The organism is Lysobacter claricitrinus (genome assembly GCF_045866565.1).
Classification (GTDB): Bacteria; Pseudomonadota; Gammaproteobacteria; order Xanthomonadales; family Xanthomonadaceae; genus Cognatilysobacter; species Cognatilysobacter claricitrinus.
Genome location: NZ_BAAFZV010000001.1, coordinates 246,580 through 259,381, shown reverse-complemented (window position 1 = coordinate 259,381; position 12,802 = coordinate 246,580). Strand labels below are relative to the sequence as shown.

Genomic DNA, 12,802 nt, shown 5'->3' with positions numbered 1-12,802 from the left:
GACCTCACGCCGACGCCGCGAAGCTGAATCAGCCCAGCGGGTGCTCGTAGCGGATGAACCCACGATTCATCGCGACGCGGTCGTACAGCGCGCGTGCCGTGGCGTTGTGCGCCTGCGTCATCCAGTACAGGCGGGACGCGCCGTTCGCGCGGGTGGCGTCGGCGACGGCATCGATCAGCGCACGCGCGACACCGCGGCCGCGAGCGGATTCGTCGGTGAAAAGATCCTGCAGGTAGCAGACGCGATCGGCCCACGTACTCGCATGGAAGATGAAGTGGACGATACCGACGAGTCGGCCGTCGAGCCGCGCACCGAATCCGCGCACGGTGTCGGAGGCCATCAGTCGCGCCCACGCGGCGTTGTAGTCCGCCGGTGTGGTCGGCGTCGCGTAGAACGCCTTGTAACCTTCGGCAAGGCGCTGCCAGTCGGCGCGATCGCTGGACGTCAGTGGTGCGACGACGACCGCCTCGCCCACGTCAGCGGCTCGCGTTGATGGTGTCGCGCAGCTCGCGCGCGGCGGCCGCGGCCGCGTCTGCGTAATTCTCGCCGGACGACGCATAGAGGACCGCGCGCGACGAGCTGATCATCAGGCCGGTACCATCCGGCGTCTTCGCGTTGTCGACCACCGCTGCGGCATCGCCGCCCTGCGCACCCACGCCCGGCACCAGCAATGGCACGGCCTTCACCAGCGCGCGCACCTCCGCCAACTGTTCCGGCCAGGTGGCGCCGACGACAAGCGCGACATTGCCGTTCGTATTCCACTCCAGCGCGGCCTTCTCGGCGACGTGCTGGTACAGCGGGCGCCCGCCGACCAGCATGTCCTGCAGCTCGCCCGCGCCGGGGTTCGACGTGCGACACAGGATGATCACGCCGCGATCGGCGCGATCCAGGAACGGCTGCAGCGCGTCGCGTCCGAGATACGGATTCACAGTCACCGCGTCCGCGCCGTAGCGATCGAACGCTTCCGTCGCGTAATGCTGCGCGGTGCTGCCAATGTCGCCGCGCTTGCTGTCGAGGATCACCGGAACGTCCGGATGCGCGGACTTGAGGTGCGCGATCAAACGTTCCAGCGCGTTCTCCGCACCGATCGCGGCGAAGTGCGCGATCTGCGGCTTGAACGCGCAGGCGTAATCGGCAGTGGCGTCTGCGATGTCACGGCAGAACGCGAACACCGCGTCGGGATCGTTCGCGAACTTTGCGGGGAACTTCGCGGGTTCTGGATCGAGGCCGACGCACACCAGCGTGTTCGCCTGCTGCCAGCGCGCGCGCAGCGCGGTCATGAAGCTCATCGAGGATCTCCCATGGTCCGAATCAGAGTCGCTTCCACACCTGCCAGAGTCCGATCGCGTGCACGGCGCCGATCGCGAGGCAGATCGCGGAACTCCAGAGGTTGAACGGAGTTCGCAATGCGGGCATCGCAGCGGCGGGCACGATCGCGAGCCCGCGCAGCGCGTAGATGCCGGTGATGACGACGAGCGCTGCGGCGGTCAGCGGCAGCGGCCGGATGAGCCCTGCACCGGACGCTGCGTACGCCGCCCACACCGCCAGCACCGACGCGATGCCGAGCGTCACGATCGTCGGCACCGGGCTGCGCACTTCGGCGAGTCGCGCCATCCGTTCGCCCGCGCCGAAGAAGCGGTACCAGTCGGGGCCGCCCGCGATCACCGCGACATGCAGCACCGCCGCGAGCGCGCTCAGTGCCGCGGCGACTACGAGCATTCGATTGACGTCCGGTGCCATGTCCGACTCCGCATGCGAGACGCCCGCCATGAAGGCGGGCGTCGGTGTCGCGTTTACTTCAGCGCCTTGAAGCGCAGGCGATGCGGCGCCGCGCCTTCGGCACCCATGCGGCGCTTCTTGTCTTCCTCGTACTCGCGGTAGTTGCCCTGGAAGAACTCCACGTGCGAGTCGCCCTCGAACGCGAGGATGTGCGTCGCGATGCGGTCGAGGAACCAGCGGTCGTGCGAGATCACGAACGTGTTGCCCGGGAATTCGAGCAGCGCGTCTTCGAGCGCGCGCAGGGTTTCGATGTCGAGGTCGTTCGACGGTTCGTCGAGCAGCAGCACGTTGCCGCCCTGCAGCAGCGTCTTCGCCATGTGCAGTCGGCCGCGTTCACCGCCCGACAGCGAGCCGACCATCTTCTGCTGATCCTGGCCCTTGAAGTTGAAGCGCCCGATGTAGGCGCGCGACTGGATCTCGATCCCGTTGATGTTGAGGATGTCGAGGCCGCCCGAGACTTCCTGGAACACGTTGTGGTTGCCGGTCAGCGCGTCGCGGCTCTGGTCGACGTAGGCCAGCTTGACGGTCTGGCCGGTTTCGATCGTGCCGGAATCCGGCTTTTCCTTGCCGATGATCATCTTGAACAGCGTCGACTTGCCGGCGCCGTTCGGGCCGATGATGCCGACGATCGCACCGGGCGGCACCGAGAACGACAGATCATCGATCAGCAGGCGATCGCCGAACTTCTTCGAGACGTTCTTGAACTCGATGACCTTGTTGCCGAGGCGCTCGCCCGGCGGAATGAAGATCTCGTTGGTCTCGTTGCGCTTCTGGTAGTCGACCGACTGCAGCTCCTCGATGCGCGCAAGGCGCGCCTTGCCCTTGGAGCGGCCGCCCTTCGCGTTCTGCCGCGCCCATTCCAGTTCCTTCTGGATCGCCTTCTGGCGCGACTTCTCCTGGTTCTCTTCCTGCTTGAGGCGCTCGTCCTTCTGCACGAGCCACTCGGTGTAGTTGCCCTTCCACGGAATGCCGCGGCCACGGTCGAGTTCCAGGATCCACTCGGCGGCGTTGTCGAGGAAGTAGCGATCGTGCGTCACCGCCACCACGGTGCCGGTGTAGCGCGCGAGGAACTGCTCCAGCCATTCGACCGACTCGGCGTCGAGGTGGTTGGTGGGTTCGTCGAGCAGCAGCATGTCCGGCTTCTGCAGCAGCAGGCGGCACAGCGCGACGCGGCGCTTCTCGCCGCCCGACAGCTTGCCGACGATCGCGTCCCACGGCGGCAGGCGCAGCGCATCCGCGGCGACTTCCAGCTGGTTCTCGAGCGTGTGCGCATCACCGGCGGCGAGGATCGCCTCAAGGCGCTCCTGCTCCTTGGCCAGCGCGTCGAAATCCGCACCTTCCTCGGCGTACGCGGCGTAGACCGCTTCCAGCGCGGCCTGCGCGTTGATGATCTCGCCCAGGCCTTCCTCCACGGCCTGACGCACGGTGTGCTCCGGGTTGAGCTCCGGCTCCTGCGCGAGGTAGCCGACCTTGATGCCCGGCTGCGGCCGCGCTTCGCCGGCGAAATCGGTGTCGACGCCGGCCATGATGCGCAGCACCGTCGACTTGCCGGCGCCGTTCAGGCCGAGCAGGCCGATCTTGGCGCCCGGGAAGAACGACAGCGAGATGTCCTTGATGATCTGGCGCTTCGGAGGAACGGTCTTGCTGACGCCGTTCATCGTGTAGATGTATTGCATGGGGGCTCCGGTGAAGCACGGCGCGCCGGGCGCGGCGTGGGGCAGGCGACGGCCGCCTGCGCAGGGCAGGAGCCGTGGGATTCGGAATAGCCCGAAATTATAAGGCCGGGCGGTCCTTCGCGGGCCCGGGCCGGGGTGTCGCCGGGCTAGAATTCACGTCTGCCCATGTCCCTCCGGAGCCCCTGATGTTCGCTCGCGACGCCCGTATCGAAGGATTCGACCCCGAACTGGCCCAGGCGATCATGGACGAGGCCCGACGCCAGGAAGACCACGTCGAACTGATCGCGTCCGAGAACTACGCCAGCCCGCGCGTGCTGGAAGCGCAGGGTTCCGTTCTCACCAACAAGTACGCCGAGGGGTATCCCGGCAAGCGCTACTACGGCGGTTGCGAGTACGTCGACGTCGCCGAGCAGCTCGCGATCGACCGCTGCAAGCAGCTGTTCGATGCCGACTACGCCAACGTGCAGCCGCATTCGGGTTCGCAGGCGAACCAGGCGGTGTACTTCGCGCTGCTCAATCCCGGCGACACGATCCTCGGCATGTCGCTCGCGCACGGCGGCCACCTTACGCACGGTGCGAAGGTCAACCTGTCCGGCAAGATCTACAACGCCGTGCAGTACGGCGTCGACCAGAACGGCTTCATCGACTACGCCGAGGTCGAGCGCCTCGCGCAGGAACACAAGCCGAAGATGCTGGTCGCCGGTTTCAGCGCGTACTCGCAGGTCGTGGACTGGGCGCGCATGCGCCAGATCGCCGATTCGGTCGGCGCGCTGTTCTTCGTGGACATGGCGCATATCGCCGGCCTGGTCGCCGCGGGCGTGTACCCGTCGCCGCTGCCGCACGCGCATGTCGTGACGTCCACCACGCACAAGACGCTGCGCGGCCCGCGCGGCGGCATCATCGTCGCGAAGGCGCCGTCGGAAGAGTTGACGAAGAAGCTGCAGAGCATCGTGTTTCCCGGTATCCAGGGCGGCCCGCTGATGCACGTGATCGCCGCCAAGGCCGTCGCGTTCAAGGAAGCGCTGGGCGACGACTTCAAGGCCTACCAGCAGCAGGTCGTGAAGAATGCGCAGGCGATGGCGGAGACGCTGATCAAGCGCGGCTACAACATCGTCTCGGGCGGCACGCAGAACCACCTGATGCTGGTCGACATGATCGGCAAGGACGTCAGCGGCAAGGACGCGGAAGCGGCCCTGGGCCGCGCGCATATCACCGTCAACAAGAATGCAGTGCCGAACGATCCGCGTTCGCCGTTCGTGACCTCGGGCCTGCGCCTGGGTACGCCGGCGGTGACCACCCGCGGTTATCGCGAGGCTGAATGCATCGCGCTCGCCAACTGGATCGCCGACGTGCTCGACAACCCGAAGGACGAAGCGGTGATCGCGCGTGTCGCGGATGCGGTGCAGTCGCAGTGCGCGAATTTCCCGGTGTACGGAGCGCACGCATGATCCGCGTCCTGTTGCTTGCCGCCCTTCTGCTTCCGGCAGCGGCATCGGCACAGTCCTACGAGGACATGTCGGATCCGACCGCGGATATCTCCTCGCACCGCGACTACACCGATCCGGCCCAGCGCGATCGTCCGATCGCATGCAAGGACGGCGATCTGGCGCGTCACCCGGGCGAGACGCTGGGTCAGCTGTTCGGTGACGCATGGCCCGCGACGCCGGTCGCCGCGCAACGCGAGCCGGCCGCGGTTGCGCATTGGGCGAACAAACCCGTCATGCCCGCCGGCCTTGCACCGAAGGACGTTCTCGTGGTCGTGGCCACTCTGGTCGACGAGACCGGCAAGCCGCTCCGCGCCGAGCCGATCTGCTCCACCAGCGCCGGCTTCGACGCCGCGGCAGCGCGCACGGTGCTGGCCAGCCGCTTCGCGCCGGCGCGCTTCGACGGCGTCGCGAAGACGAGCGCCGACGTCGTGGTCGTGAAGTACTTCCGGGGCGGTGTGATGCCGCTCACGCGCCGCCGTCCCTGATGCATTGCCCGTTCTGCCAGCACCAGGACACCCGCGTGATCGATTCGCGCGTGTCCGAAGACGGCGCGACGATCCGTCGTCGTCGCGTCTGCGAAGCCTGCGGCGAACGGTGTTCCACGCTGGAGACGATCGAACTCAAGCTGCCGGCGATCGTTAAGAGCGACGGCCGACGCGAGGCATTCGATGCGCGCAAGCTGCGCGTCGGTTTCGACCGTGCGCTGCAGAAGCGCCAGGTTGCCGAGGAACAGATCGAGGCCGCCGTGCGCTCGGTCGTGCACCAGTTGCGCATGACCACCGAACGCGAAGTGCCGTCGCGTCGCATCGGTGAATTCGTGATGGGTGAGTTGCGCAAGCTCGACCACGTCGCTTACGTACGCTTCGCGTCGGTGTACCGCGCGTTCGAGGACGTTGCCGATTTCCGCGAGGAACTCGATCGCCTCGAACGCGATGTCGCACCGGCGGAAGGCCAGTTGCCGCTGCTCGCCGAAGACGAGCCGAAACCCGAGAAGGGTCGACGCCGTTGAGTCCGCGCGCGCCGCGCACGAGGTTCGGCGCGACTGCCGCGCAGCGTTCGACCGACTCCCGCAACCTTCCGGCGACCGCGATACGCCCGCAGGCGTCGCATCGTCCCGACATCGAGCCCATCGCATGACCGACGCCGCGTTCTCCGCCCTCGACCACGCGATGATGGCGCGCGCGCTGCGGCTCGCCGAACGCGGCGCCTACACGACACGACCGAATCCGATGGTCGGCAGCGTGCTGGTGCGCGACGGCGAGGTTGTCGGCGAGGGCTTCCACGAGCGCGCGGGTGGCCCGCATGCCGAAGTGTTCGCGTTGCGCGAGGCTGGCGAGCAGGCGCGCGGCGCGACCGCCTACGTGACGCTCGAGCCGTGTGCGCACACCGGGCGCACCGAGCCCTGCGCGGACAGCCTGATCGCTGCGGGCGTCGTGCGTGTTGTCGCCGCGATGCGCGATCCGTTTCCCAAGGTCGACGGCGCGGGCTTCGAGAAGCTGCGCGCAGCCGGCATCGCGGTGCAGGCCGGCCTGATGGAAGCGCAGGCGCGCGAACTCAATCGCGGTTTCCTGTCGCGTGTCGAGCGCGGCCGCCCGTGGCTTCGCGTCAAGCTCGCGACCAGTCTCGATGGCCGCACCGCCCTGGCCAGCGGCGATTCGAAATGGATCAGCGGTGAAGCGTCGCGTCTCGACGTGCAGCGTTGGCGGGCGCGCGCCTCCGCATTGATGACTGGTGCAGGCACCGTGCTCGCCGACGATCCGCAACTGACCGTGCGACTCGGCGACGACACGCCATTCGTGCCGCCGTTGCGCGTCGTCCTCGATCCGGGCCTGGCGACCATCCGTCGCGGGCACGTGCGCGAAGGCGATGCACCGACGCTGTACATCCACGCGCCGGATGCGCGCGTTCCGAAGGACTGCGGTGCGCAGATGGCCGCGGCACCCGTGCGTGACGGGCGCTTCGACCTGGCCGCGGTGATGAAGCTGCTCGGCGACCGCGGCATCAACGAGGTGCAGCTCGAAGCAGGTGCGACGCTGGCCGGTGCGTTCGTCGCATCCGGGCTCGTCGACGAACTGCTGCTGTACGTCGCGCCCGTGCTGCTCGGCGCGGGCGCGCGTCCACTCTTCGACGGCATCGACGTCCAGCAGATGAGCGAACGCCTCGCGATGCGCATCGTCGACTCGCGCCACACCGGCAACGACCTGCGCCTGTTGATGCGCCCCGCGCAGTGAGCGTGAAGGACCATTTTTCGGGCGTGGCGCAGGCCTATGCGGCGGCGCGTCCGGACTATCCGGCGGCACTGTTCGATGTGATCGCCACGCACGTGCCAGCCACCGCGCACGTCTGGGAACCGGGCTGCGGCAGCGGGCAAGCCACGCGCGACCTCGCGGCGCGGTTCGCGCACGTGCACGCCACCGACCCGAGCGCGCAACAGATCGCACAGCACGCGGCGCATGACGCGAAAAACCACCGTGTCACGCTGACGGTCGAGCCGGCCGAGCGCACATGGCTGTTCGATCACTCGGTGGACCTCGTGGCGGTTGCACAGGCGATGCACTGGTTCGACGTGCCGGCGTTCTTCGCCGAATGCGATCGCGTGCTGCGTCCCGGCGGCGTGCTGGCGGCGTGGGGTTACGACGATTTCGACGTGCCCGACGGCATGGACGGGGCGGTCACGGCGTTCCGCGCGGACATCGAGGGCGATTGGCCGCCGGAGCGCGAGTCCATCAAGCGCCACTACGCCGACTACGACTGGCCATTCGAGCGCATCGACACGCCGCCGATGACGCTCGCCGCCGACTGGCCGTTCGAACGTTTCATCGGCTATCTCTCGAGCTTCTCGGCCGTCGTACAACACCAGGCGCGAACCGGAGGGGATGCCGTCGCATCGCACCTGGACGCCCTGCGCGGAGCATGGGGCGATCCGGCATCGGTCCGTCGCATCACCTGGCCGCTGTTCCTGCACGTGCGCCGCAAGTCGTAGGGGCGCCGTCGTTCCACGTGGCGTGCGGTTGGCGATTTGACGGCCCGGGCGCCGCGCCGCGGTAAACTGCGCGGGCCGGTTCGCCGGCTTCCATGACGTCTTCAGGGCGGGGCGGAACTCCCCACCGGCGGTAGGCGCGACACGCGCGAGCCCGCGAGCGCCTTCGCGATGCGGAGGGTCAGCAGATCCGGTCGAACGCCGGAGCCGACGGTCACAGTCCGGATGAAAGAAGACGGCGTTCGCATGCAGGCTTCGGCCTTGCGTGCGTGCGCCTCATGCCTTGGGTCGTTTTTCGCCACTTCATTCCGCGAGAAACGTTTCATGCCCAGCTATCGCAATACCAGCTTCGCCGCGTCCATGCAGGAGGCCGGCTGATGTTCACCGGCATCATCGAAGGCGTCGGCGCGATCGCCGCCGTCGAGCCACGCGGTGGCGACGTCCGCCTGCGCATCGGCACCGGCACCCTCGCATTCGACGAGGTTCGTCTCGGCGAGAGCATCGCGGTGAACGGCGTCTGCCTCACCGTCGTTGCGTTCGATGCGTCGTCGTTCGAGGCCGACGCGTCGACTGAAACGCTGTCGCTCACGACGCTCGGCCGCCTCGCAGTCGACTCTCCCGTGAACCTCGAACGCGCGATGCGGCCGAGCGATCGCCTCGGCGGTCATCTGGTCAGTGGACACGTCGACGGCGTCGGCGCGGTAGTGTCCGTGCACGAGGACGCGCGCGCGCAACGCTGGCGTTTCTCCGCGCCGCGCGCATTGCTGCGCTACATCGCGAAGAAGGGCTCGATCTGTGTCGACGGCGTGAGCCTTACGGTCAACGAAGTCGACGACGATGGCTTCGAGGTGGCGCTGGTGCCGCATACCGTGGCGCATACCGCGTTTTCTTCGACGAATGTTGGCGATGCGGTGAACCTCGAGATCGACCTAGTCGCCCGTTACGTCGAACGTCTGCTCACCGGAGAGCGCGCATGAGCTTCGCGACGATTCCCGAACTGCTGGACGAGATCCGCGCGGGCCGCATGGTCGTCATCGTCGACGACGAGGATCGCGAGAACGAAGGCGACCTGATCATGGCCGCGGAGCTCGTGCGGCCGCAGGACATCAACTTCATGGTCACGCATGCGCGCGGGCTGGTCTGCATGTCGCTCACGCGCGAGCGCTGCCGCCAGCTCGGCCTGCCGCCGATGGTGCGCGACAACACCTCGCCGCACCACACCAACTTCACCGTGAGCATCGAAGCGGCGGAAGGCGTCACCACCGGCATCTCCGCCTACGACCGCGCGCACACGGTTCGCACCGCGGTGCGCCCGGATGCCGCGCCGCATGACCTCAGCCAACCCGGGCACATCTTCCCGCTGATGGCGCAGCCCGGTGGCGTGCTGAGCCGCGCCGGCCACACGGAAGCAGCGAGCGACCTCGCGTTGCTCGCGGGCATGGAACCGTCCGGCGTGCTGGTCGAAATCCTCAATCCGGACGGCTCGATGGCGCGTCGTCCGGAACTTGAAGTGTTCGCGCGCGAGCACGGCCTGAAGATCGGTTCGATCGAGGAGCTGATCCGCTATCGGCTCGAGAACGAACACACCGTCGAGCGCGTGGAAACGCGTGCGATCGACACCGAGTACGGGCCGTTCGACCTCGCGGTCTATCGCGATCGCGTCAGCCATGCGTTGCATTACGCACTGGTCCGCGGCGAGATCGACCCCGCGACGCCGACGCTGGTGCGCGTGCACATGCTCAACCCGTTGGCCGACGCGCTGCACTGGCGTCGCGCCGATTTCGGGCCGGCGGTGGGCGACGTGCTTGCGCGCATCGCGGCGGAGGGTCGCGGCGCGCTGGTACTGCTGTCCGAGCCGGCCAGCGCCGATGCGCTGCTCGCCCGCATCCGCGAGCAGCCGGCGGGCGAGGCCGATCGCGGCGGGCTGGCCGAATGGCGGCGCAATGGCGCCGGCGCGCAGATCCTCGCCGACCTCGGCCTCGGCCGGCTGCGGGTGATCGGCACGCCGCGCAAGCAGATCGGGCTCGCCGGCTTCGGGCTGGAGGTCGCCGAGTACGTCGACCCGACGCGCTGAGCCGGCGTCTCACCGGCCGGACCGGCCCCACCCGTTAGAATTGCCGACCCTCTCCGGAACCCCGGCCATGCCGCATCTCGAAGGCGACCTGCGCAGCCCCGCCGGCGCGCGCTACGCCATCATCGCCAGCCGCTGGAACCCGCGCATCACCGACACGCTGGTGGCCGGCGCGCGCAAGACGTTCGTCGACCACGGCGTCGACGACGCGGCGGTGGACGTGATCCGCGTGCCGGGTGCGTGGGAGATTCCGATCGCGGCGGCGCGGCTCGCACAGGCGCGCTCGCATGCGGCGATCGTCGCGCTCGGTTGCGTGGTGCGCGGCGACACGCGGCATTACGAACAGGTCGCCGACGGCTGTTCCGACGGGCTGATGCGCGTCGCGCTGGAACATCGCGTGCCGGTCGCGAACGGCGTGCTGGCCGTCGACCGGTTCGAAGATGCGGAAGCACGCGCAGGCGGCAGCCACGGCAACAAGGGCGAAGAAGCGGCGCTGGTCGCCATCGAAATGGCGCACCTGCTGACGCAGCTGCCCGGAGCGAACGAATGAACAAGAGTCCCCGCCGCGACGGCATCGATCCCGTACTGCGTTCGCGCGCGCGTCGCCGCGCCCTGCAGGCCGTGTACGCCTGGCAGCTGTCGGGCGCGCCGGTCCCGGACGTGATCGCCCAGTTCGCGCACGAGCAGGCGCGCGAAATTGCCGACCTCGAATACTTCGAAGACCTCGTGCGCGGCGTCGATGCGAACCACGTGACGCTGGACGAAGCGCTGCAGCCGTTCCTCGATCGCGATGTCGACCAGGTCGACCCGGTGGAGCGCGCGGTGCTGCGTATCGCCGCCTACGAGCTGCGCATGCGTCCGGACGTGCCGTACCGCGTCGTCATCAACGAGGCGATCGAAACCGCGAAGCGCTTCGGCGCCGAGCACGGCCACACCTACATCAATGGCGTGCTCGACCACGCCGCCGCCGAATGGCGCGCGCCGGAAGTGCAGGCCGCGCGTCGACCGCGCTGACCCCGCGCAAGATCGCCGCGACGCGCACATCGACATGAACGCGCCCGGCGAATTCGACCTGATCGATCGCATCCGTCGTCGCGTGTTTGCGCGTGATGACGTGGCACTCGGCATCGGCGACGACGCCGCGTTGCTCCACGTGCCCGCCGGCCGACAGTTGGTCGTCGCGATGGACACGCTGAATGCCGGCGTGCATTTCCCGCTCGACACCGCGCCCGCCGACATCGGCTGGAAAGCGCTCGCAGTGAATCTTTCCGACCTCGCGGCAATGGGCGCCGAACCGGCGTGGTGCACGCTGTCGTTGTCGTTGCCCGAGGCGGATGACGCGTGGCTCGACGCGTTCCTCGACGGATTCGCTGAACTTGCGTCCATGCATCGCGTCGCGCTTGTCGGTGGCGATACCACGCGTGGGCCGTTGTCGATCTGCGTCACCGCGCATGGTTTCGTCGAGCCTGGCGGCGCATTGCGTCGAGACGGCGCGCGCGTCGGCGACGACGTCTGGATCAGCGGTACGCTTGGCGATGCAGCCGGCTCGCTCGCCCTACGCGGCATCGGCCCGATCGCGCCTCCGCTGCACATCGACAAGAAGCACGCGAACGCGCTCGCGCATCGTCTCGACCGACCGGCGCCTCGTGTCGAGCTCGGGCGCGCACTGTCGGGCATCGCGTCCTCGTGCATCGACGTGTCGGACGGGCTGCTTGCCGACCTCGGCCACGTTGCCCGGGCCAGCGGGGTGGCCGTGCGTATTGATGTCGACGCGCTGCCCGCATCCGATGCGCTGCGCGAGATGTTCAATGGCGAGTCGCTGCGACGTCTGCAGGCGACCGGCGGCGACGATTACGAGTTGTGTTTTACCGCGGCTCCGGACAACGCACGGCGCATTGCCGATGTCGCGACGAAGTCAGCGGTCGCAGTTACGCGGATCGGCATCGTAGCTCAGGGACGTCGCGTCGACGCGCTCGATGCGAACGGTCACGAATGGAGCCACGATCGCTCGGGCTTCGACCACTTCGCGGCTCCCGCTCAGCGATAACGCGCGGCGCGTTCCAGTATGGGCGCGAGTGCATCGTGTTCCAGCACATAGACCGGCGGCGCTTTGGTCGGCTGCTGTGTTTCCATCGGAACCTTTGGATCGATCGCGGTCGTAATCGGAAGTAAGGCCACGTCGATTCGCAAGCTACGCGGCGTGGGCGCAACGCCTGTGATCGCGCGGTAGATCTGCGCGGCCATCAGCAGCGTTCCGCCGAGCGAGGGATGCACGCCATCCGGGAACGTCGCAGCGCGCGACGTAGCTCGCGCCTCTGCCTGCAGCGCGTCACCAGCGTGCACGACGGTCGCACCGGTGCGTCCAGCAACGCGCAAGGCACCCGCGTGCTGCGCCGCTTGGCCCTCTTCATTCGTCGACCACGTCTCCAGCAGCAGAACGCGCGTACCGACCTCACGCGCGAGCTTTGCGAACGCGCGATGCGCTGTTAGAGCGTCGCGGCAGTCGACGGACACCCGGTCGACATCCGACTGGACGCAGCCCAGAACGCCACCTCGCTCCTGCAGAACGACTACATCGACGCGGTGATCGCGCAATGCGGCCGCGGCGACGCCATCGGTCCAGCGTTCGTGCAGGGTGCCGCCCGGTGCGACGTACGTGATCGTTTCGATCACGGCGCCGTTTGGCTGTGCACGCGCGAACGCAGCGACAACGCCCGGCAGATTGTTGACGTAGGTCAGGCTGTTTCCAACGAACATCACCCGCATCGGCGTCGGCGTCGGCGTCGGCGTCGGCGTCCGTTCGGCTGAG

15 protein-coding genes and 1 riboswitch are annotated in these 12,802 nt (G+C 68.1%); of the genes, 10 read left to right on the top strand and 5 right to left on the bottom strand.

Annotation, left to right across the window (positions count from 1 at the left end; translation table 11 throughout):
- Window positions 1-28: 28 nt before the first annotated feature.
- The 4 genes from ACKTTN_RS01110 to ettA are packed head-to-tail and all read right to left on the bottom strand — an operon-like array spanning window position 29 to window position 3,455.
- Window positions 29-559, bottom strand: a complete 531-nt coding sequence (locus ACKTTN_RS01110; RefSeq protein WP_407908031.1) for a GNAT family N-acetyltransferase — start codon at window positions 557-559, stop codon at window positions 29-31.
- The gene (gene pyrF / locus ACKTTN_RS01105; protein WP_407908030.1) at window positions 477-1,289 is read right to left on the bottom strand and encodes an orotidine-5'-phosphate decarboxylase; all 813 of its coding nucleotides are present in this window, start codon (window positions 1,287-1,289) and stop codon (window positions 477-479) included. Before pyrF ends, ACKTTN_RS01110 begins: the two co-directional genes overlap by 83 nt.
- A gap of 22 nt (window positions 1,290-1,311) precedes the next feature.
- The gene (locus ACKTTN_RS01100; protein WP_407908029.1) at window positions 1,312-1,740 is read right to left on the bottom strand and encodes a hypothetical protein; all 429 of its coding nucleotides are present in this window, start codon (window positions 1,738-1,740) and stop codon (window positions 1,312-1,314) included.
- 53 nt (window positions 1,741-1,793) lie between these two features.
- The gene (ettA, locus tag ACKTTN_RS01095) at window positions 1,794-3,455 is read right to left on the bottom strand and encodes an energy-dependent translational throttle protein EttA (RefSeq protein ID WP_407908028.1); all 1,662 of its coding nucleotides are present in this window, start codon (window positions 3,453-3,455) and stop codon (window positions 1,794-1,796) included.
- A gap of 185 nt (window positions 3,456-3,640) precedes the next feature.
- Between ettA and glyA the strand changes: the two genes are divergently transcribed.
- From glyA to thiL, 10 genes are all read left to right on the top strand, one after another.
- On the top strand, window positions 3,641-4,903 hold the full coding sequence (gene glyA, locus ACKTTN_RS01090) for a serine hydroxymethyltransferase (protein WP_407908027.1): 1,263 nt from the start codon (window positions 3,641-3,643) through the stop codon (window positions 4,901-4,903).
- Window positions 4,900-5,427, top strand: coding sequence for an energy transducer TonB (locus ACKTTN_RS01085; protein WP_407908026.1), 528 nt, complete (start codon window positions 4,900-4,902; stop codon window positions 5,425-5,427). Before glyA ends, ACKTTN_RS01085 begins: the two co-directional genes overlap by 4 nt.
- Window positions 5,427-5,951 (top strand): transcriptional regulator NrdR, encoded by a 525-nt coding sequence (gene nrdR / locus ACKTTN_RS01080; RefSeq protein WP_407908025.1) that lies wholly within the window; start codon window positions 5,427-5,429, stop codon window positions 5,949-5,951. Before ACKTTN_RS01085 ends, nrdR begins: the two co-directional genes overlap by 1 nt.
- Window positions 5,952-6,075: 124 nt before the next feature.
- Entirely contained in the window at window positions 6,076-7,173 is a 1,098-nt protein-coding gene (ribD, locus tag ACKTTN_RS01075) for a bifunctional diaminohydroxyphosphoribosylaminopyrimidine deaminase/5-amino-6-(5-phosphoribosylamino)uracil reductase RibD (protein WP_407908024.1), read from the top strand.
- The gene (locus tag ACKTTN_RS01070; RefSeq protein ID WP_407908023.1) at window positions 7,170-7,925 is read left to right on the top strand and encodes a class I SAM-dependent methyltransferase; all 756 of its coding nucleotides are present in this window, start codon (window positions 7,170-7,172) and stop codon (window positions 7,923-7,925) included. The genes ribD and ACKTTN_RS01070 overlap by 4 nt, the downstream gene beginning before the upstream one ends.
- A gap of 93 nt (window positions 7,926-8,018) precedes the next feature.
- A riboswitch (FMN riboswitch) is annotated at window positions 8,019-8,163 on the top strand.
- Between the two features lie 136 nt (window positions 8,164-8,299).
- Entirely contained in the window at window positions 8,300-8,899 is a 600-nt protein-coding gene (locus ACKTTN_RS01065) for a riboflavin synthase (protein WP_407908022.1), read from the top strand.
- Window positions 8,896-9,996: a 3,4-dihydroxy-2-butanone-4-phosphate synthase gene (gene ribB, locus ACKTTN_RS01060; RefSeq protein WP_407908021.1), complete on the top strand. Its 1,101-nt coding sequence runs from the start codon at window positions 8,896-8,898 to the stop codon at window positions 9,994-9,996. Before ACKTTN_RS01065 ends, ribB begins: the two co-directional genes overlap by 4 nt.
- 67 nt (window positions 9,997-10,063) lie before the next feature.
- Window positions 10,064-10,543, top strand: a complete 480-nt coding sequence (gene ribH, locus ACKTTN_RS01055) for a 6,7-dimethyl-8-ribityllumazine synthase (RefSeq protein WP_407908020.1) — start codon at window positions 10,064-10,066, stop codon at window positions 10,541-10,543.
- Window positions 10,540-11,007, top strand: coding sequence for a transcription antitermination factor NusB (gene nusB / locus ACKTTN_RS01050; RefSeq protein ID WP_407908019.1), 468 nt, complete (start codon window positions 10,540-10,542; stop codon window positions 11,005-11,007). The genes ribH and nusB overlap by 4 nt, the downstream gene beginning before the upstream one ends.
- Before the next feature lie 34 nt (window positions 11,008-11,041).
- Window positions 11,042-12,040, top strand: coding sequence for a thiamine-phosphate kinase (thiL, locus tag ACKTTN_RS01045; RefSeq protein ID WP_407908018.1), 999 nt, complete (start codon window positions 11,042-11,044; stop codon window positions 12,038-12,040).
- Here the strand turns inward: thiL and ACKTTN_RS01040 are convergent.
- The gene (locus ACKTTN_RS01040; protein ID WP_407908017.1) at window positions 12,031-12,750 is read right to left on the bottom strand and encodes a hypothetical protein; all 720 of its coding nucleotides are present in this window, start codon (window positions 12,748-12,750) and stop codon (window positions 12,031-12,033) included. The two genes, thiL and ACKTTN_RS01040, sit on opposite strands and share 10 nt — an antisense overlap.
- Window positions 12,751-12,802: the final 52 nt, after the last annotated feature.

Excerpts from the sequence above, each read along its gene's own strand:
- ACKTTN_RS01040 (WP_407908017.1), bottom strand. The coding sequence starts at position 12,750 with ATGTTCGTTGGAAACAGCCTGACCTACGTCAACAATCTGCCGGGCGTT.
- thiL (WP_407908018.1), top strand. The coding sequence starts at position 11,042 with ATGAACGCGCCCGGCGAATTCGACCTGATCGATCGCATCCGTCGTCGC.
- nrdR (WP_407908025.1), top strand. The coding sequence starts at position 5,427 with ATGCATTGCCCGTTCTGCCAGCACCAGGACACCCGCGTGATCGATTCG.
- ACKTTN_RS01100 (WP_407908029.1), bottom strand. The coding sequence starts at position 1,740 with ATGGCACCGGACGTCAATCGAATGCTCGTAGTCGCCGCGGCACTGAGC.
- glyA (WP_407908027.1), top strand. The coding sequence starts at position 3,641 with ATGTTCGCTCGCGACGCCCGTATCGAAGGATTCGACCCCGAACTGGCC.
- ribD (WP_407908024.1), top strand. The coding sequence starts at position 6,076 with ATGACCGACGCCGCGTTCTCCGCCCTCGACCACGCGATGATGGCGCGC.
- nusB (WP_407908019.1), top strand. The coding sequence starts at position 10,540 with ATGAACAAGAGTCCCCGCCGCGACGGCATCGATCCCGTACTGCGTTCG.
- ACKTTN_RS01085 (WP_407908026.1), top strand. The coding sequence starts at position 4,900 with ATGATCCGCGTCCTGTTGCTTGCCGCCCTTCTGCTTCCGGCAGCGGCA.
- pyrF (WP_407908030.1), bottom strand. The coding sequence starts at position 1,289 with ATGAGCTTCATGACCGCGCTGCGCGCGCGCTGGCAGCAGGCGAACACG.
- ribB (WP_407908021.1), top strand. The coding sequence starts at position 8,896 with ATGAGCTTCGCGACGATTCCCGAACTGCTGGACGAGATCCGCGCGGGC.
- ACKTTN_RS01065 (WP_407908022.1), top strand. The coding sequence starts at position 8,300 with ATGTTCACCGGCATCATCGAAGGCGTCGGCGCGATCGCCGCCGTCGAG.
- ACKTTN_RS01110 (WP_407908031.1), bottom strand. The coding sequence starts at position 559 with ATGCGTCGTCCGGCGAGAATTACGCAGACGCGGCCGCGGCCGCCGCGC.
- ettA (WP_407908028.1), bottom strand. The coding sequence starts at position 3,455 with ATGCAATACATCTACACGATGAACGGCGTCAGCAAGACCGTTCCTCCG.
- ribH (WP_407908020.1), top strand. The coding sequence starts at position 10,064 with ATGCCGCATCTCGAAGGCGACCTGCGCAGCCCCGCCGGCGCGCGCTAC.